Source organism: Roseivivax isoporae LMG 25204 (genome assembly GCF_000521865.1).
GTDB lineage: Bacteria > Pseudomonadota > Alphaproteobacteria > Rhodobacterales > Rhodobacteraceae > Roseivivax > Roseivivax isoporae.
In genome coordinates this window covers 74382-91526 of record NZ_JAME01000022.1, presented here as the reverse complement: position 1 = coordinate 91526, position 17145 = coordinate 74382, and the positions used below count along the sequence as shown (strand labels likewise).

Sequence of the window (17145 nt, the reverse complement as noted above, 5' to 3'; positions counted from 1 at the left end):
CGACCCCGTTACCGAAGTCCTGACCCTAAAGGCGGGGTCGGGGCCGTCGTGCCGGGATACGAGAGCGACATGCCGGCCTTCGGAGAGGATCTGACAGACGCAGAGATCGCGGCTATCCTCGTCTACATCAAGAGCACCTGGCCTGAGCGACAACGTGAGTTCCAAGCCGAAGTTTCGGCCAATGACACGGGCGGGTGAAGATCGACAGGGTGTCAGGATAGTATCTTTCGACCAAAACCGATCCACCGGGGGACCAATTCGGCAAATCTGTCCTACTCCGCCCCCTGACTCCCGCTTTACCACGCTAATTCGGACCTGACCTGGTTGGCCGTTAACCCGCCCGCAAGGCAAGCATGTGCTACCAGGGTCGCGTGCATGCGTTCACGAAAATTTGCCCTTGAACCTCCAGCCACTAGAAGTCCTATCTATTCAAGGAGAACATATACCGTTCTTGCCATCAATCGTCGGCGGGAACCGAAAGGGTACGAAATGCTGACAAGACGACACTTCATTCAAACGACAACAGCGCTCTTTTCGGCGACTGTGGCCAACCCTGTGTTTGCCGATAGCTGGCCCACCGAAGCGCAGAAGGCTGAATGGGACGCGCAAGTCAGCCCGCCCGGCTTCGATCCGGCCACGTCAAACCCTTGGGGACTACACCCACGTTTCTTGCCTCAGCGTGTGGACGCGAAGGACGGCCTCGTGCCAGGAGACATCCATGTCGATGCGGTTGCGCGATATCTCTACCACATTGAGGAGGGTGGAACCGCGATGCGCTACGGCGTGGCGATCGCGCGGGGCAACCTCTACGAGCCAGGTGTTTATAACATCAAGCGCAAGGTCAGGTGGCCGCACTGGACGCCGACACAGAACATGATCGAGCGGGATCCTGAAAACGCAAGATGGGCCGACGGGATGGAACCCGGCCCTCAAAACGCCTTGGGATCGCGGGCGCTCTATCTCTATGTCGGAGATCGCGACACCTATCTTCGGATACACGGCACACCCTATCCGAGAAGCATCGGCGGTCGCGCGAGTTCGGGTTGCGTGCGGATGGTTATGGCACACATCAACGAGCTCTATCCGAACGTCGAGATTGGATCGACAGCACATCTTTATTCGGCTGAGGACAGTGTTACCGCGAGAAGTTGAATGAGGTAATTAGCTTTGAGCGAAATGATGTGACGTGCGGGTCGTCGTCACGCTTCCCGCGCGACGCAGATCGGATTGCCGTTCACCGTGCGCAGCGGCAACAAGGTCGTTTCAACGGGGCCGCTGTGTTCGTACCAGTAGCACCCGTCTTCCGGCACCAAGCGCGCGGTTGCAACATCCTGATCCGGGGCAGCCATTGCAATCACAGCTTCGGGAACGTTGCCCGGCTGGTCTGCCGAGTCGCCCGATCCAGTCGGCTGGATTGCGCACCCGGCCGTAAGCGACAGCGCCACTGCAAACATTATTTTTTGCTTCAGCATCAAAACCCGCATCAAGCTTCCTTTCGTGTCTGTTTTTCTTTGCATCGGCTTTTCATGCCTCAAGGCGTGATGGAGCCGGTCGCCGCATCCTCTAGCAATAAAACAAACTGAAATACCACCGTATTTTGCTCTTGAAGCTCTAGCTACTGTAGGGGCTATGTCATGGTAAAGCACCCGAATCCAGAGGTCCATTCATGCCGTCCGACACCCATCGTCACGACCACGATCACGCCGAAGATGCCCAGAAAAGCGGCGGCAGCTGCTGCGGGAGCGCCGGAACGTGCGGCGACATCGTTCCGGCGATCCCCGCGCCAGCGTGCGGGCGCAGTTTTCAGGTGTCCGGCCTCGATTGCGCCGAGGAGGTAGCAATCCTGAACAAGGTGGTCGGCCCGAAGATCGGCGGGGCCGAGCATCTCGCGTTCGACGTGATCAATGGACGGATGACTATTCTCGACAGCGCCAAGAGTGTATCGGACGGCGAAATTGCAGAACTGGTCGCAAGCACCGGCATGACCGCCAAGCCCTGGGATGCCGAAAACGCGTCGGTCGACCAGGCGGCCCATCTTGCACGCCAGCAGCTGTTTACGGCGCTCAGTGGCGGCTTCTGGGCCGCGGGATTTCTGTGGCACATCATCGAGACCGGCATGGGGGGGGCACTCGGCCTCTTCGCAGGGCACGGCGAAGCGCCGATGCCACTGGTCGAGGCAGGGCTATTCGCGGTTGCGATCCTGTTCGGTGTCTGGCTCGTGGCACCCAAGGCATGGTCGTCTGCACGGAGGCTGTCGCCCGACATGAACCTGCTGATGGTCGTCGCAGTCGCGGGTGCAATTGGCCTCGGCGAATTTTTCGAGGCGGCGACGGTCGCGTTCTTCTTCTCGCTCTCGCTTTATCTCGAAAGCTGGAGCGTCGGGCGTGCGAGGAATGCGGTTTCAGCTCTGCTCGACCTGGCGCCGCCGACGGCAAGAGTTCTTCATGATGACGGCTCGGAAGCGGACGTTCCGGCTTCTGCGGTTGCTATCAACGCACGTTTCATCGTGCGCGGCGGAGACCGCATCCCATTGGATGGTGAGGTTGTCGATGGGGCAGGGGCCGTCGATCAGGCGCCAATCACCGGAGAGAGTGCGCTGGTCCCAAAGGAACGGGGCGACGAAGTCTATGCCGGTACGATCAACGGCGAAGGCACACTGACGGTGCGCGCCACGAAGGCCGCCTCGGACACCGTGTTGGCCAAGATCATCCGCATGGTCGGCGACGCCCATGCCCGCCGCGCGCCGGTGGAACAGTGGGTGGCGAAGTTCGCCCGCATCTACACGCCTATCGTCATGGCTCTCGCCATTGCAATTGCCCTGTTGCCGCCGCTCATTTTCGGGGGGGCTTGGGATTATTGGTTCTACAATGCACTCGTGCTGCTGGTGATCGCTTGCCCATGCGCTCTGGTCATCTCGACACCGGTCTCCATCGTCGCCGCACTCACCGCCTCAGCGCGGGCCGGGGTGCTGATCAAGGGCGGTGCATATATCGAGGCACCGGGCAAGACCACTGCACTGGCCATGGACAAGACCGGCACGATCACCATGGGCGAGCCCGAGGTGGCGGCGGTGCATCCGCTGGGCAAAGCATCGGCGCGAGATCTGATGACCCTCGCCGCTGGGCTGGAGGCACGTTCCTCGCATCCCTTGGCGCGCGCCATTCTCGCGCGGGCAGAAGCCGACGGCATCAAGGTGTCCGCCGCGGAAGATACCCGAACCGTTCCCGGCAGGGGACTTGAAGGACGCACAGACGGCCGGTCGATCTGGCTGGGGTCGGACCGGTTTGCCGAGGAGAAGGGTTTCGGCGACGCCATTCCGAAGGATTTGCGCGACCGCATCGAAGGGGCTGGCAGCACCCTTGTTGCCGTGGGCGACGACACCGGTGTCACCGGCATCTTGGAATTGCGCGACCGTATCCGCCCGGATGCCAAAGGCATCGTGGCGCAGCTTCACGCGGAGGGTGTGAAGACCATCGTCATGCTGACCGGTGATAACGAGCGGACAGCGCGCGCTGTTGCAGCCGAGGTCGGCATCGACGAGGTCCGTGCCGAGCTTCTGCCCGAAGACAAGGTGACTGCCATCGAAGAACTGGTCGAAACGCATGACATGGTGGCCATGATCGGCGACGGGGTCAACGACGCCCCGGCCATGGCGCGCGCGCATTACGCCATCGCAATGGGTGCCGTTGGTTCGGACGCGGCAATCGAGACGGCGGATATAGCCCTGATGACCGACGATCTCGGCAAGGTGCCTTGGCTGATCGGTCATTCGCGCCGGACAATGTCGATTATCCATCAGAACATCGGTATTTCCTTGGCGACCAAGGGCGTTTTCGTCGTCGCTACTGCGTTCGGAGTGGCATCGATGTGGGGCGCTATTGCAGCCGATGTAGGAGTGTCATTGCTGGTGGTGGCCAACGCCCTGCGCCTGCTGAACAGCCAAGAGGCCAAGGCACCGCCGTCCGGCGGTGAGCAGGTTGGCGAAGGCTTGGCCAAAGGGGCGCTGGCACATGGTCATTGAACTGGGAGAACCCGGAAAGGAGCCGAGACGAGACATGAGCGTGAAGGGCAGGATGATGTGTCCGGTTTGCGAGGTGCCCTTGAGCATGACCGACCGCCAGGGGATCGAGATCGACTTCTGTCCCGATTGCCGGGGTGTCTGGCTAGACCGAGGCGAACTGGACAAGATCATCGAGCGTTCGGCACCCGATGTGGCGCCTCAGCGGGTGCCTGAGCCGCGCGGCTACGACGATGATCGCTGCTACCGGCGCGGAAAGCACGGCGGCGGCAAGCACGGCTATCGCCGCAAATCCTGGCTTCACGAGTTGTTCGATTAAGGCTTGCCGTGGCCTCCCTGCCGGTCGCCCTCAAGGCGCTGCGGTAGGCCCGCAAGGCATTCAGCGGTGAGCAGGTTGGTCCAGAGATGGCAAAGGCCGCGCTTGCCCACGGACATTGATCACGCAGCATTTGCAAGGTAACGTAATGTCCATATCAGACCTCACGAAAGAGGCATCGAGCAGTGAAAACCATCCGATTTCCCCGCCGCGCCGTCCTGTTGGGCGGGTTGGCAGCGTTTTTGTCTGGCTGTGCCAGCAAGTTCCGCAGCTATGGCGGACCCGAGGTGACCCGTGTTCGGCTTTACAAGGGGCAGCGTTTGCTTGTTCTGGACGGAGCCGATCGCGTATTGCAAACCTATCCGGTCGGGCTGGGTTTCGCTCCTGAGGGTCACAAGCAATTCGAGGGAGACGGCCGGACCCCTGAGGGCGCTTACGTAGTCGATAAGCGCAACCCCGAAAGTACGTATCATCTTTCGGTTGGCATCTCCTATCCGAATGAGGCCGACATCGCCTTTGCTGAAGCGCAGGGCCTTTCCCCCGGCGGCGACATCTTCATCCATGGTGGTCCACGCCCAGGCATCGACCCAACGGACGTCCGCGACTGGACAGCTGGCTGCATCGCGGTCACAGATCGGCAGATCGAGGACATCTATGCAATGGTGAAAGACGGAACACCGATCGACATCTACGCCTGATGGGAGGAGATGATCTTCCGTCAGATCAGGCAAATCGTCGGCACAGGGCCACGTTGATCGCTTCGATGGCGATCACGGCCAAAGTGACGCTCGCCGCCGTGGGCCAGCGCAAGCACCCGGTACGCGTAAGGACACTACAATATGTGTCCAGCCGTGGCAGTGGCGAAACAGGCGGGCCCTAGCGGGGAAGAATACGTCTGGTATCATGTCGAATTCAATCTATCCGAGGGCATAGACGATGGTCACGACGGTAATCATGACAACCATGAACATGGCGAATGCGCCAAGGGCGAGGGTACGGCCCATGTCCCGGTTCGGCTTCTCTACTTTCAGACGCAGTTCCTCCGCGGTTTCCGGAAACTCGAGCGCCGCCGCATTCGATTGGCGCATCAGGTCGTAGCGGGACGTCCAGCGCCGTTCCTCCGCCGCGTTCCAGCCGTTCAGCACCAGGATGATTGCCACGATGAGAACCATCGACGACGGGACCCAGATTACGTAGCCGCCGATTGTCTCGTCAGCCAGGGCGCGAAGTCGACCACCGCTCGCTGCGATGATTTCTGATCCATAGAGGGGCACCTCCTTGAGCGTTGTCAGGGAGCCCAGAAAGATGTTGGAAACGATCACCACGAACCCTGACATCAGTCGAGCACCGCGCCGCGCTCCTTCAGGCGAATCACGCGGATCGAACAGCATAGCAAAGTACCAAAGCCCCGCCAGCACCATAGACAGATGTGCCAGCGCTTCCATCGCCGCAATACGTTGTGTAAGGGCGTAGATCATCGGGATCTGCCAGACGAAAAGCGCGCCAATCAACAGGGAGGTGGCAGATGCAGGAAGCGCCAAGAATCGCGGGATGCGCGCACGCCCAATCGCGGCAAGGCGTCGGCGCCATTCCCTTTTCAATCCAGCTTGAAGGCCAAGCCAGGGCTGAGAAACCGCGATAAGAAGCGGTCCTACCAGTCGCAGAAGAAGATGCTCGACCTGATGTACCGAAAACAGACTGTGCCCCAATGGCGCGAGCGGCCCATTCGTCGCGACGAGGACGGCCGCGAGGCCGGCAAAGAAGGCGGTTCGACGCCAACCAGAAACCCTTCCGAGACAGCGAGCGTGTATTTTGAGCCCACGCAAAAACAGCCATGCTGTAAGACCGACAACAATGAGCGACACCGGTGACAGCACATAGCCGAAAGGGTCGTATAGGAATAAGAAGTTCGTGATCATTCGCTCTGGCCCTCGCTCATCCGAGGGTTGTCGGAGGTAGCTGGTGTGAGCCGCGAGATCCCGGAAGCGCCGCCACGGGCCAGTGACAGATCGGTCGACATGGCGAGGTATTCGCCTTGTATCCACGAGGGAAAGAGATTGTCGTAGAATCGAGATAGCGGATGTCCCGACTGTCCGGCGGGCGAGATGTAGTATGATCCCGCTGCTTCCGATATCGACATGACCGCCTGAAAATTGCTTCCGGCACTCACAAGGAATGGACGGTCTTCTACGACACCAAATGATGTTAAGAATTGCGTAAACGGATCGCCGGAAATCGGCGCTTGAAGGGACAGCAGGTTGGTCAGCAACCGACGTGAACTGATCGGCGACCACTGCATGTCCAATCTATGCTCTTCCCCCCAGGTCCACGTCGAGGGATCGCGCCCATATCGATCGAACAGCCAGCCAAGGGCATCATCCAGGGCCACGCGAACCTGCTCCTCGCATGTCTCGCGAGGTGAGGATAGGCGGATGTCACACCAGATCGCGCTACCGCGACGATCGCTGAGTACCGCAAAAAGAAAGTTCGAGTTCGGACGGGTCCAGAGTTGCTCCGCTGTCGGAAACTCGTCCTTCAAAATGCGCTGCTGCAAAGCCCGGACCCAGGTCCAGAACAGCAGAGGTTCCGGTGAATAGCGATCCATTTCGCCATTCCACGACGCAAGCCTGTCCAGTAGCTCACGACGAAGGTTGTCCGCATCGGTGCCTTCGGTGCTGTCTCTGGACTGCACGAACCAAAGCTCTTTCGCCATCAGGGGCAGGAGGGTTCGCGCCACGGAACTTACGGTGTCCCTTTGAACACCGATGGCGCCTTCCGTCGAGAAGATCGATTGCCGCGCTTCAAGCTCCGCCAGTCGAATGTCGCGAAAAGACGACGCCCGAACGGCCTCCGCTCTTGGCCATCGGGCAACGGTCTCTCGGTCAATGGCCAATGCCTCCATGCCCTTCGGCAACATGTCTGCGGCAACTCCGATGGCATCGGTCGCGTCGGCCGAACGCGCGAACAGCTCCAGCATCGTCAGGAAACCTGCCGCCTGCACGGGTGACGGCCCCCTTGGTGCCTCCTCGTCTGGCACGGGAAATGACCGGAAGGCCCAGGCGACGCGCGTATTGCGACCGACAATAACGAAAGGTACGCCCGGCATTGTGGCCCCTATGGCCGGCCCTGTCGAAAATTGAAGATCTGCGAGATACCATTCCGAGGGAAGCGACAGGGAACCGCTGGTATCGGCGGCTAGAATTGGCGTTCCGGTCGCTGTTCGGTCGCCGTCCATCGCCCATGCATCAAGGCGCTGCTCCGGATCAGTCGCAAACAGTTCGGGCACTCTCAGGCGATCCGCCGGTATAATGGCACCTGATATACTCGGCATTCCTTCCCGTGCGCTTCCCGGTCGCAGGCCATTCAGGAAAGACCGGGCAATCCTCAGGCTATCGCCGGGTGTCCAGGCCGCGATCGACCGTTCGTCTGCGATCAGCAGCTCCGGAGAGCCTCTGCCACGCCCGCCTTCTGACACAAGCTCGAGCCACGCATTGACGCCCGCGGCATAGGACGCGAGCGCGTCTGAGACCGCTGGCGCAACGGACAATGTCTCATCGGATGGCCACGATGCTTCCGCTTTTCGCCTTGCCCTTAACAGTTGACCGAGCCTGTCTTGGGCGTGAACGAAGCCGATCGCGAAGTAGACATCTGCAGCGGAAGTTGCGGAGATGTGCGGGACTGCCGAAGAATCTCGCAGAATGTCGACCGGTCCGCCTAAGCCTGCGACCGTGAAGTCCTCGTCGTAGTCGGGAACGGATGCGCTCAGCAGAAAATAGACCAACCCGGAACCAACCGATACCGTGATGCAGATTGCCAGAAACCCGTACAGCAATATGTTGAAAAGCCGTCTCATGTCGGTGCTGTTTCGAAACCCTTCTTAAAAAAAGATGCGCAAGAGGACCACCGATATGAAATAGGTGAGAAGACCGAAGGCGATCGCCGAACTCGCCGCATACTGGAGGATATCCAGCCGGTTTCCTTTTCGGCGTCGCGCCAGATATCCACCCCAGATCGCACCCGCGACAATGCCCGCGATTACCAGCATGACTTTTTCTCCGTTCTTGTTCTCTTGTTGCACCGGTGTGTGCCGACCAGATCTGCAGCCAGTCCCACGGCCCAAGTAGTGAAGATGAGAGCCAGCAGCGCCCAGTCGCCGAAGCGCGCATAGAGGGTTGACGGATGAGCAGAGGGCAGAGCCGCATCTATGACACCGGTTTCTCCGTTGCCGAGCCGCGCGACGAGGTCACCGTTTGCGTCGATGATCGCGGAGATCCCTGTGTTTGCGGCCCGGACGATGGGAAGCCCTTCCTCGACAGCGCGCATGCGTGCGGAGGCGAGGTGCTGCTCCGGTCCAATGCTGGTTCCGAACCAAGCATCGTTGGTCGCATTGAAAATCCAGTCCGGCCGGAACAGGTCGTCGACCACATGCCCTGGGAAGATGATCTCATAGCAGATCGCCACGGCGACCAGCGGCACACCCGGAAGCGCAAGCGTTCGCGGGCCCGGTCCGGGCGTAAAATCGCCCAGACCCGCCGTGAGCCGCTCGATGGGCAACCAGCCGCGGAATGGCACATATTCGCCGAAGGGTACGAGATGGTGTTTCGCGTATCCGGTCAGGATCTCGCCGGTCTCGCCAAAAGCCTGGACCGTGTTGAAATATCGCATGCCATCATCGCTCGGTACACGGTCCGGCACTCCGGTGAGCAGCACGCTGCCGTCCGGTAACGCAGCGGCAATGCGGGCCCGCGCCTCCGTATCCTCATCGAGGAAACCCGGAAAGGCGGTTTCCGGCCAGAGAAGCACGTCGAAATCGCCGGGCCGGGTTGAAAGCTCAAGATAGCGCGCGAAGGTCGCCTCGCGGTTCTCGGGAGCCCATTTCTCCTCTTGTGGAATGTTGCCTTGAACAATGCGCAGGTCGACAGTGGGTGGCTGTTGTGCATCCGACTGGAGGCGAAGCGTGCCGACAGCCCACATCGTCGCTATGCCGGCCAGCGCCATGAGCGAGATGGTCAATCGTTGCCGCCCGGACGCCATGGCAGCCGCGCCGGGGAGTACCGCAACGAACACGGTGAGAAAGCTTAACCCATAGCTTCCGACCCAGGCGGCGGGCTGGCGAAAAGCGGCGTAATCGACCAGAGCGTAGCTGGCGAGGTTCCACGGAAACCCTGTCAGAACGTGACCACGCAACCACTCGGCCACGGTCCAGGAGGTCGCGAACAGGAGGCAGGTCAAGAGACTGCCCATGACTCCGCGCCGCGCGATTTCGGCAAAAAGCGCGGCGGCAATGGCTGGGAAAATCGCGAGACCTGCGGACAATCCCGCGACCGCCGGGATCGCCATCGTCCCAAACCGCTCGGCCTCGACGTAGAAACTTTCCGCGATCCACGAAATCCCGAAACCGAACTGGCCAAGACCAAACGCCCAGCCGACGAGGAAAGCGCGCCCGAAGGAGAGATCGCGAAGACCGACAAACAACGCGGAATAGGCAACGGGAACAAGCAAGAGAAGCGAGAAAGGCGGGAAAGTCAGAACGGTCAGCGCCCCGGCGACGAAACCAAGCGTCATCCGCGAAAGAAAACGGTGGCGCAGAGCGATGCGGTTCAGAATTTCCGGCTTCACGACTTGATCGAACGCCGCGCGCTGATCCATGGCGCGGCGAGCAAGAGCCCCACGCCACTGACTACAAATACATCGGCCAAGTTGAAGGCAGGCCAATGTGTTGTGCCAATGTAGAAATCGAGAAAGTCTGTTACAGCCCGATACCGCACACGATCGATGACATTGCCCAGGGCTCCGCCAATGATCGCGCCATAGGCAAGTGTTTCGACCGCATTTTCGGCGCGAAACAGCATAACCCCCAGCCAAACACAGATGGCAAGAGCGAGAGCGATGAGGCTCCACCACGGCGCGCCGCCCAACATCCCGAAAGTCACGCCGTCATTACGATAAAAGACGAGGTTGAATCCCGGAAACACGGGAATCCCGGCGCTTAAAGTGACGGCATTCGCAACGACAATGGCTTTGGTGATCTGATCGATCGCGAACGCAGCAAGTGCTGCGAAGACGCCGATCATCGGAGATACCTTGTTTAGTGACATTGCCTCATCCCAACCAGACATCAAGGAACAGCATCAGAACGAGCCCGACTGCGAGACCGAGCGTCGCCCTGTTCTGATGGCCGCTGCGATGGGTTTCGGGGATGATTTCGTGGCTAATGACGTAGAGCATTGCGCCCGCGGCAAAGGCCAGACCCCATGGAAGCAGCGGTTCCGACAGTGTGATGATGCCGGCCCCGAGCAAACCGCCAATCGGCTCGACCATGCCCGTCAGCGCCGCGATGCCCCAGGCGCGCAGCTTCGGATATCCCTCGCCCAGCAGAGATACAGCGACGGCCAATCCTTCGGGCGCATTCTGAAGCCCGATGCCGATGGCGAGCGGCAGACCGCCCTCCATACCTCCGGATCCGAAGCCGACCCCCACGGCAAGGCCTTCAGGGAAGTTGTGGATCGTGATCGCAATGATGAACAACCAGACCCGCCGCAAAGACGCCGCTTCGGGCCCTTCGCGTCCCGTCTTGAAGTGCTCGTGCGGCAGCTTTTCGTTCATCAGGGCGACAGCCCCCATGCCCAGAAGAATCGAAACGCATACGATGGCCGCAGGCATCGCGCCGTTTTCGAACATCGGCTCCGCCGCATCCAATGCCGGGATGATCAGCGAAAAGAAAGAAGCGGCGAGCATCACACCGGCAGCGAAGCCGAGCGACAGATCGCGTGTGGCCCGAGACGGGATGCGCCCGAACAGCACGGGAACTGCTCCGACTGCTGTGAGCGATCCGGCGGCAAGACTTCCGAGAAAGCCGAGCATTATCGGAGACAAATTTTCCATGGGCGGGCCAGATTATCCTTCGGCGTAGCTCGAAAAGACTTCCGTCGACCCGTCCTTGCGGATGAGGAAGACATCATAGGCCTCGCGGTCGTCTTCTGGCCCCATGCCGGGCGAGCCATAGGGCATCCCCGGAACAGCGAGGCCGACGGCGTCCGGGCGCTCCTCGAGAAGGCGGCGGATGTCAGCGGCCGGTACATGGCCCTCGATCACGTAGCCGTCAATGAGCGCGGTGTGGCAGGAGACCATGCGCTGCGGCACGCCGTTGTCTAGCTTGAAGCGCACGAGAAGCCCGCCGAACATGTCCTGGCCGGTCGGCACAAACCCGTTCTCTTCGAGATGTTTCATCCACGAGAGGCAGCAGCCGCATCCGTTGGTCTTGCGGACGTCGATCGCCGTTGCCTCTGCGAGGGCCTGGGCCGCTGGGAACAGGGCGAGCGTGATGGCAAGAGCTTGGGTCATGCGTTTCATGGGTCAGAGCCTTTCGGTTGTCGTTTTGGCAATCTCGCTGCCGAGGTTTTCATTCAGAAGCGCCCGCGCCTCGGCCAGACGCGAGAGCGCGGCGGTATCATCCGCATCGCTCTCGGCCGCTTCGGCGAGCCGGTCGTCAGAGAGGGGGTCAGTCGGGCGCCCATCCACGAGCACCTCATAGTGCAGGTTCGGACCTGTCGCCGTGCCAGTCGCGCCGACGCGGCCGATCACGTCTCCCGCCGCAACGCGTTGGCCTTGTGCCAAGTCTTCCGGCACGGCGCTCAGATGCGCGTAGCGCGTCATGGTGTCGGAGCCGTGCAAGATTTCGACCACGCGACCATATCCGCCGCGCCAGCCGATGAAATTGACCCGCCCCGGTGCCGTCGCTTGAACCGGTGTCCCACGTGCCGCTGCAAAATCGACGCCGGTGTGCATCCGGACGTTGCCAAAGACCGGATGCGTGCGGCGTCCGAACACCGAGCTGAGGCGCGCGCCCTCGACCGGCTGTGCAAAGACGCGCAGCACCTCGCCATCGACGTAGATCGTCGCCTGACCGCTGCCGTCGTCCGGCCATACGATCTCGTAAAGCGAACCGCCGATCTCCAGTGCGGCGAAGGCGAGTTCGGGCTGTCCGATCCTGTCCTCGCCGACCCGCGCCTCACGCCAGAGAAGCCTTAGTGTTTCGCCGCCGGACATCTCGCGGCGGAAATCCACGGTCCCACCCAGCATCTGCGCAAGGTCCACGGAAAAACGGGCGGGTATGCCGGCTTCGTCGAGTGCCGCGAAGATCGAGCTGTCGATTACGGCTTCGCCGGCAAGGGTTACGATCTCCGGATCCGGAGCCACGACCTGTGTGGACAACTGCTCGCCGAAAACCACCTCGATCCGAACCCCGTCCTCGACGGCGAGTGAGACGGTGCGGGGGCTGCCGTCCATGGTCGAAGCAACAGTGACCGAGTGCCCCGGCCGCAGCCGTCGCAGATCGTATTCCGCGCCAAGCGCGAGGGCAACTTCGGCTCTGTCAGGTGCCGCAAGTCCAGCTTCGGACAGCAAGAAATCGAGCGTCTCGCCAGCTGCAACGTCGCGCGACCATGTCGACAGCGGTGGCTCGATCGCCCGTACCGGCCTGTCGGCAACAGCGACCTGCAGAAGGGGCAGCGGGCTGAGATTGTGTGCATCGTCTGCCCATGCCGTCACGGGCAGCGTCACGGGAATGTCAACGTTCTGGGGGACTTCAGGACGTTGGGGCATCCAGCTACCTGCCTGGACAAGTTCCGGCGGCACGGGTTCTTTCGACAAAAGATCGAAGATGGCGATAGCCGCACCCGAAACCGTCCCCGCAATTGCAACACAAGCCGCCAAAGTTCTGAGCCTCATGTCGCCCCCTCCGTTTCTTCTTCCAGCGCGCGGCGAATTTTCGGCACCGCGAATTCTCTGGGTTCGTGATAGTCGATCATGGTGACGAACCGCCCAGAGGCTGCGAACAGGAAGACGCTCGCGGTGTGGTTCATCGTGTAATCGCCGCTTTCCGTCGGCACCCGCACGTAGGTGGCGCGGAAGCCGTCCGCGACGCGCGCGATCTGCTCTTCCGGTCCCGTCCAGCCGCGGATCGCCGGATGGAAGTAGCCGACATATTCGGCCATCGTTTCGACAGTGTCGCGCTCGGGATCGACCGTGATGAAAACCACGTTCATCTCGTCGGCCTCGTCTCCCAGATCGTCGAGCCATCCCGAAATGTCCGATAGCGTGGTCGGGCAGACATCGGGACAGTAGGTGAAGCCAAAGAACGCCATCGTCGGTCGCCCGATGAGGGCTTCCGGCCCGACCACGTTGCCCTCATGATCCGTCAGACGGAAGTCCATCTCGGTCAGGGCCACAGTCAGCTGCCCGACAGGTGCGGGTGCACCGGGTCCGTCGACCCGCCACCAACCGACGAAGAGCATCAGGGCGACCGCCCCAACAACGGCCGCGCCGTACCCCAGGATCGCCCGTCGCCGCATCAGTCCTCCGGCCCCCGCGCGGCGATGCCGAGGATCGGCACCTCGACCGTCACTTCGCCTCCGTCGTCGAAAAGCAGGGTCAGCGGAAAAGTGTCCCCTTCCGTCATTGGTTCTTGCAGCCGCATCAGCATTGCGTGCAGGCCCCCCGGTTCGAGCGCGATGCTCTCGCCCGGGGCGATCACGATCTCCCCCGCCGGGCTCATGGAGCTCACACCTTCGGCATTGGTCTTCGTCTCGTGGATTTCGGGCATCATCGCGAGCGGTGTTGTAAGGCCGATCAGCGTCACCGGCTCGTCGCTAGTGTTGCGGATCGTCATGTAAGCGGCCCCGGGACGGTTCATCCCGATGGAGGCGCGGGACCACGCGTTCTCGACGACAACATCCTCGGGTCCGGCCAGCGCGGGCACCGAGAGCCCTCCAAGGGTCAAAAGCGCGGCCAGTGTGCCAGTCAAAATATACTTTTTCATCGTTCTGATCCTGCCCTTTCCATTCAGCTTTGCGCGGCAGCGACTTCGGCGGCCACCAGACGACGCAACTCTGCCTCCCCGAATGGATCGAGCGGCTTGCCGTTCACAAAGAATGTGGGCGTCTGGCGAATTCCCACGGCCTCGACGTCAGCACGATCCTGGTTAAGGATCGCCACGACACCGGGTGCCAGCATTTGCGTGCGCGCGGCTTCGGCATCGAGTCCGGCCGTGGCGGCGATCTGAAGGATCAGGCCAGGCGCCGGGGCACCGTGCGACGCCCATCTCGGCTGTTCCCGCAGAACGGCCTCGAGCACCGGCACGTAAACGTCCTGCATGCGCGCCGCCTCGAGCACGCGGATGGCTTCCTCGGATGCCGCGCCGTGGAAGGGCGTGTAGCGGATCACGACGCGGACAGCTTCCCCATGCTCGGCCATGATGTCCTTCACGATGGGATGAAAGGCGCGACAGGCCTCGCAGGCCGGATCGAAGAATTCGACGATCGTGACGGGCGCATCCGCAGGCCCGAGGATGGGCGAGTAGGGGCGGATCATCGCCTCCGCAAGTTCCGGAGCAACGGGCTCCGCTTCGGCCACTGGGCCGGGGCGGATTGCAAACCAGGTGGCTCCGCCGAAACCGGCGGCGCCGAGGGCAAGAACGGACAGGATCAGGCCGCGTCGATTCATGTTCGTGTGTCCTTCAATGAAAGGGCCGACAGCGCCCCGATCAGCGCGAAGGCGGCGAGCGCCATCAGCGGGATAGGGATGCCGACGACCAGTTGGTTGTCATCGGTGCAAGAGGGGCCGGTGGCCGTGCAGGGCTGGACGCGTTCGGGAACAAGACCGACGTACAGCCCCATGTGCCAGAGGGCGATTGCGCCGCCGCCAAGCGCCAATGCGATGCCGTAGCGCCCCACGCGGCCGTCCCGCCACCAAAGGCCGAGCCCGAGGACAATGGCCAAGGGGAACATGAAGGCGCGCTGGAACCAGCACAGCACACAGGGCGTCTGCCCCAGCACCTCGCCGATGAAAAGCACGGCAAGCGAGGCGACGAGCGCGATGATCCACGCCAGCCCGAGGGCTGTTTCTCCGGACATACGGTTCATGTCGGTCAGATCCTCTCTTCCAGATCGGCGAGGATCTCTTCGGCGGAGGTGCCGTAGGGCCACGAGTCGGCGAAGCCCGCGTCGGGATCGAAGAGGAACAGATGCGACGTGTGGCCCATCGTGTAACCATCCGGCGCCGCAGCCTCTTCGACGCGTTCGAAGAAGATCGGAAAGGTCTCGGATGTGGCGGCGATCTGTTCCGGCGTGCCGGTCAGCCCGATGATGCCCGCATCGAACAGCGGGACGTATTCGGCGAGTGCTGCGGGCGTGTCTCGTTCAGGGTCGATTGTTATGAAAATCGGCTGGACCTTGGCGGCATCGTCGCCCAGACCGTCCATCACCGCCGCGACCTCGGATAGGGTCGTCGGGCAGACGTCGGGGCAGTTGGTAAAGCCGAAAAAAACCAGCATCCAGCGCCCCGCAAAGTCCTCCTCGGTTCGAACCATACCCTGGTGGTCCGTCAGTTCGAACTCAGCGAAAAAGGCGGTTCGGCGTCGGTTCGGGCGCTATCGGCACGATAATCGGACCATAGCAAAAGCCATATGAAGGCAAGCGCTGCCACGCCTGCCAAAACCCAAAGAAACTTCTGTGCCGATGTAAGGGACAATCCTGTTCGCCTGATTTTGATTCTTATTGCCTGTGCGGATACATCCTCTAGCTGCTAGAGGTTCAAGCACGAAATCATGGTATAGCTTGAACTCACGCGTCTGTGAATCCGACACTTGTTTATTCCGACGGCAAAACCTACACAAACTGTATCTTTTTCATGGAGGCGAAAATGCTCACGATCGGTACTCTGTCAAAGAAGACTGGCACAAAAGTGCAGACCATCCGGTACTACGAACAGATCGGACTCATGCCCGAACCTGGCAGGACCGAAGGCGGACAGAGGCGCTACGACAATGCACAGCTTGATCGACTGTCCTTCATCCGCCACTCGCGGCAACTCGGCTTCTCGCTCGATGCGATCCGCGAGCTGCTCGACCTCAGCGACCATCCCAATCGGCCCTGTGATGAAGCTGATGCCATCGCGCGTCGCCAGCTCAAACAGGTGGAGCAGCGCATGGCCCGCCTGAAGGCGCTGCGCACGGAACTGAAACGCATGGTTCACGAATGCAGCGGCGGGCGGACGGGAGATTGCAAGGTGCTTGAGGTGTTGCGGGACCATTCGGAATGCCTGACCGAGCACGAGGAAATCGGGGCCTGAAGGAATTCAGCCAACATTCCGGCTGGAACGCAGATCAGCCGCAGAAGTTAATGTGTCGTACAACACAAGCTGGAACCACAAAATGGCCGCTAGACAAGATTCAATGGAGAGACGGACGCTTTGGATCGTTCTGGCGCTCAATATCGGTTTGGCCGTGGCCTTTTTCGCAACAGGCGCCTTCGGCGACTCAAGTGCCCTGATCGCCAACGGGCTCGATAACCTCTCCGACAGCTTCGTCTACGCGATCAGCCTTTTCGCTTTGTCCCGATCCGCCAAATGGAAACGCGGGGCGGCGAACGTTTCCGGCGGGCTGCTGATCCTGTTCGCTGCAGGCATCCTCTACGATGCGTGGCGCCGCTACATCGGTGGGTCAGATCCGCTCGGGACGATCATGATTGCAATGGCCCTGATCGCGGCGGCTATCAACGCAGTCTGCGTTTGGCTGCTCGCTAAGCTCAAAAATCCGGACGTCAACATCCGCGCGGCCAACACCTTCAGTTACAACGATTTCGCCGCGAACCTCGGTATCGTCGTGGCCGGTGGCCTCGTCGCCTGGCTAGGAACCAACTGGCCGGACCTCGTCGTCGGCGTGATTGTCGCCGGGATCGCGGCCTGGGGCGGTATCGATATTCTACGCGACGCACATGGCGAACACCACAAAGCGGTTCACACGGGCAAATAG

General features: G+C 61.2%; 20 protein-coding genes and 1 pseudogene. 7 read left to right on the top strand and 14 right to left on the bottom strand.

Annotated elements, in window-relative coordinates; genetic code table 11:
- Positions 1 to 198 (top strand): c-type cytochrome (locus RISW2_RS24160; RefSeq protein ID WP_084615420.1); only part of this gene is annotated, 198 nt, incomplete at its 5' end.
- A 291-nt stretch (positions 199 to 489) separates the two neighbouring features.
- On the top strand, positions 490 to 1152 hold the full coding sequence (locus RISW2_RS24155; protein ID WP_009503854.1) for a L,D-transpeptidase: 663 nt from the start codon (positions 490 to 492) through the stop codon (positions 1150 to 1152).
- Between the two features lie 47 nt (positions 1153 to 1199).
- Here the strand turns inward: RISW2_RS24155 and RISW2_RS14635 are convergent, their stop codons facing one another.
- The gene (locus RISW2_RS14635; protein WP_043772563.1) at positions 1200 to 1484 is read right to left on the bottom strand and encodes a hypothetical protein; all 285 of its coding nucleotides are present in this window, start codon (positions 1482 to 1484) and stop codon (positions 1200 to 1202) included.
- Between the two features lie 182 nt (positions 1485 to 1666).
- On the opposite strand from RISW2_RS14635, the gene RISW2_RS14630 reads away from it, so the two are divergent.
- The 3 genes from RISW2_RS14630 (at position 1667) to RISW2_RS24150 (ending at position 5032) form a co-directional block, all read left to right on the top strand.
- On the top strand, positions 1667 to 4021 hold the full coding sequence (locus RISW2_RS14630) for a heavy metal translocating P-type ATPase (protein ID WP_043772560.1): 2355 nt from the start codon (positions 1667 to 1669) through the stop codon (positions 4019 to 4021).
- A gap of 34 nt (positions 4022 to 4055) precedes the next feature.
- Entirely contained in the window at positions 4056 to 4337 is a 282-nt protein-coding gene (locus tag RISW2_RS14625) for a TFIIB-type zinc ribbon-containing protein (protein ID WP_043772558.1), read from the top strand.
- 182 nt (positions 4338 to 4519) lie between these two features.
- Positions 4520 to 5032, top strand: a complete 513-nt coding sequence (locus tag RISW2_RS24150) for a L,D-transpeptidase family protein (RefSeq protein ID WP_040618649.1) — start codon at positions 4520 to 4522, stop codon at positions 5030 to 5032.
- A gap of 219 nt (positions 5033 to 5251) precedes the next feature.
- Here the strand turns inward: RISW2_RS24150 and RISW2_RS14620 are convergent, their stop codons facing one another.
- The 13 genes and pseudogenes from RISW2_RS14620 to RISW2_RS14565 all read right to left on the bottom strand — a co-directional run bounded on the left by RISW2_RS14620 (position 5252) and on the right by RISW2_RS14565 (position 15827).
- Positions 5252 to 6253: a cytochrome c oxidase assembly protein gene (locus RISW2_RS14620; protein WP_043772557.1), complete on the bottom strand. Its 1002-nt coding sequence runs from the start codon at positions 6251 to 6253 to the stop codon at positions 5252 to 5254.
- Complete coding sequence (locus RISW2_RS24145; protein ID WP_068286412.1) at positions 6250 to 8187, bottom strand: penicillin acylase family protein; 1938 nt, start codon at positions 8185 to 8187, stop codon at positions 6250 to 6252. Before RISW2_RS24145 ends, RISW2_RS14620 begins: the two co-directional genes overlap by 4 nt.
- A 24-nt stretch (positions 8188 to 8211) precedes the next feature.
- Positions 8212 to 8379 carry a hypothetical protein gene (locus tag RISW2_RS25390; RefSeq protein WP_009815492.1) on the bottom strand — a complete coding sequence of 56 codons (168 nt, stop codon included), beginning with the start codon at positions 8377 to 8379 and terminating at the stop codon, positions 8212 to 8214.
- On the bottom strand, positions 8370 to 9983 hold the full coding sequence (lnt, locus tag RISW2_RS14610) for an apolipoprotein N-acyltransferase (RefSeq protein ID WP_043772545.1): 1614 nt from the start codon (positions 9981 to 9983) through the stop codon (positions 8370 to 8372). Before lnt ends, RISW2_RS25390 begins: the two co-directional genes overlap by 10 nt.
- A complete protein-coding gene (gene lspA, locus RISW2_RS14605; protein WP_009573591.1) occupies positions 9950 to 10408 on the bottom strand; it encodes a signal peptidase II in 459 nt (152 codons plus the stop codon). The genes lnt and lspA overlap by 34 nt, the downstream gene beginning before the upstream one ends.
- Positions 10409 to 10436: 28 nt before the next feature.
- Positions 10437 to 11219 (bottom strand): ZIP family metal transporter, encoded by a 783-nt coding sequence (locus tag RISW2_RS14600; protein WP_038008344.1) that lies wholly within the window; start codon positions 11217 to 11219, stop codon positions 10437 to 10439.
- 12 nt (positions 11220 to 11231) lie between these two features.
- Entirely contained in the window at positions 11232 to 11687 is a 456-nt protein-coding gene (locus RISW2_RS14595) for a DUF411 domain-containing protein (RefSeq protein WP_043772538.1), read from the bottom strand.
- A gap of 3 nt (positions 11688 to 11690) precedes the next feature.
- The gene (locus RISW2_RS14590; protein ID WP_043772535.1) at positions 11691 to 13064 is read right to left on the bottom strand and encodes a M23 family metallopeptidase; all 1374 of its coding nucleotides are present in this window, start codon (positions 13062 to 13064) and stop codon (positions 11691 to 11693) included.
- A complete protein-coding gene (locus RISW2_RS14585) occupies positions 13061 to 13687 on the bottom strand; it encodes an SCO family protein (RefSeq protein ID WP_043772532.1) in 627 nt (208 codons plus the stop codon). Before RISW2_RS14585 ends, RISW2_RS14590 begins: the two co-directional genes overlap by 4 nt.
- On the bottom strand, positions 13687 to 14154 hold the full coding sequence (locus tag RISW2_RS14580) for a copper chaperone PCu(A)C (RefSeq protein WP_043772530.1): 468 nt from the start codon (positions 14152 to 14154) through the stop codon (positions 13687 to 13689). Before RISW2_RS14580 ends, RISW2_RS14585 begins: the two co-directional genes overlap by 1 nt.
- Positions 14155 to 14177: 23 nt before the next feature.
- The gene (locus RISW2_RS14575) at positions 14178 to 14837 is read right to left on the bottom strand and encodes a DsbA family protein (protein ID WP_018001721.1); all 660 of its coding nucleotides are present in this window, start codon (positions 14835 to 14837) and stop codon (positions 14178 to 14180) included.
- Positions 14834 to 15256, bottom strand: coding sequence for a disulfide bond formation protein B (locus tag RISW2_RS14570; RefSeq protein WP_043772523.1), 423 nt, complete (start codon positions 15254 to 15256; stop codon positions 14834 to 14836). The genes RISW2_RS14575 and RISW2_RS14570 overlap by 4 nt, the downstream gene beginning before the upstream one ends.
- Positions 15257 to 15261: 5 nt before the next feature.
- Positions 15262 to 15827 (bottom strand): annotated as a pseudogene (locus tag RISW2_RS14565) (SCO family protein).
- Positions 15828 to 16034: 207 nt separating this feature from the next.
- Here RISW2_RS14565 and RISW2_RS14560 point away from each other — a divergent pair.
- The gene (locus RISW2_RS14560) at positions 16035 to 16463 is read left to right on the top strand and encodes a MerR family transcriptional regulator (RefSeq protein ID WP_013959865.1); all 429 of its coding nucleotides are present in this window, start codon (positions 16035 to 16037) and stop codon (positions 16461 to 16463) included.
- Between the two features lie 103 nt (positions 16464 to 16566).
- Positions 16567 to 17145 carry a cation efflux transmembrane domain-containing protein gene (locus RISW2_RS14555; protein ID WP_043772518.1) on the top strand — a complete coding sequence of 193 codons (579 nt, stop codon included), beginning with the start codon at positions 16567 to 16569 and terminating at the stop codon, positions 17143 to 17145.

What these genes read in the sequence shown, in the direction of transcription:
- RISW2_RS24155 (WP_009503854.1), top strand. Translation starts at nt 490, where the DNA reads ATGCTGACAAGACGACACTTCATTCAAACGACAACAGCGCTCTTTTCG.
- RISW2_RS14635 (WP_043772563.1), bottom strand. Translation starts at nt 1,484, where the DNA reads ATGCGGGTTTTGATGCTGAAGCAAAAAATAATGTTTGCAGTGGCGCTG.
- RISW2_RS14630 (WP_043772560.1), top strand. Translation starts at nt 1,667, where the DNA reads ATGCCGTCCGACACCCATCGTCACGACCACGATCACGCCGAAGATGCC.
- RISW2_RS14625 (WP_043772558.1), top strand. Translation starts at nt 4,056, where the DNA reads ATGAGCGTGAAGGGCAGGATGATGTGTCCGGTTTGCGAGGTGCCCTTG.
- RISW2_RS14620 (WP_043772557.1), bottom strand. Translation starts at nt 6,253, where the DNA reads ATGATCACGAACTTCTTATTCCTATACGACCCTTTCGGCTATGTGCTG.
- RISW2_RS24145 (WP_068286412.1), bottom strand. Translation starts at nt 8,187, where the DNA reads ATGAGACGGCTTTTCAACATATTGCTGTACGGGTTTCTGGCAATCTGC.
- RISW2_RS25390 (WP_009815492.1), bottom strand. Translation starts at nt 8,379, where the DNA reads ATGCTGGTAATCGCGGGCATTGTCGCGGGTGCGATCTGGGGTGGATAT.
- lnt (WP_043772545.1), bottom strand. Translation starts at nt 9,983, where the DNA reads ATGGATCAGCGCGCGGCGTTCGATCAAGTCGTGAAGCCGGAAATTCTG.
- lspA (WP_009573591.1), bottom strand. Translation starts at nt 10,408, where the DNA reads ATGATCGGCGTCTTCGCAGCACTTGCTGCGTTCGCGATCGATCAGATC.
- RISW2_RS14600 (WP_038008344.1), bottom strand. Translation starts at nt 11,219, where the DNA reads ATGGAAAATTTGTCTCCGATAATGCTCGGCTTTCTCGGAAGTCTTGCC.
- RISW2_RS14595 (WP_043772538.1), bottom strand. Translation starts at nt 11,687, where the DNA reads ATGAAACGCATGACCCAAGCTCTTGCCATCACGCTCGCCCTGTTCCCA.
- RISW2_RS14590 (WP_043772535.1), bottom strand. Translation starts at nt 13,064, where the DNA reads ATGAGGCTCAGAACTTTGGCGGCTTGTGTTGCAATTGCGGGGACGGTT.
- RISW2_RS14585 (WP_043772532.1), bottom strand. Translation starts at nt 13,687, where the DNA reads ATGCGGCGACGGGCGATCCTGGGGTACGGCGCGGCCGTTGTTGGGGCG.
- RISW2_RS14580 (WP_043772530.1), bottom strand. Translation starts at nt 14,154, where the DNA reads ATGAAAAAGTATATTTTGACTGGCACACTGGCCGCGCTTTTGACCCTT.
- RISW2_RS14575 (WP_018001721.1), bottom strand. Translation starts at nt 14,837, where the DNA reads ATGAATCGACGCGGCCTGATCCTGTCCGTTCTTGCCCTCGGCGCCGCC.
- RISW2_RS14570 (WP_043772523.1), bottom strand. Translation starts at nt 15,256, where the DNA reads ATGAACCGTATGTCCGGAGAAACAGCCCTCGGGCTGGCGTGGATCATC.
- RISW2_RS14560 (WP_013959865.1), top strand. Translation starts at nt 16,035, where the DNA reads ATGCTCACGATCGGTACTCTGTCAAAGAAGACTGGCACAAAAGTGCAG.
- RISW2_RS14555 (WP_043772518.1), top strand. Translation starts at nt 16,567, where the DNA reads ATGGAGAGACGGACGCTTTGGATCGTTCTGGCGCTCAATATCGGTTTG.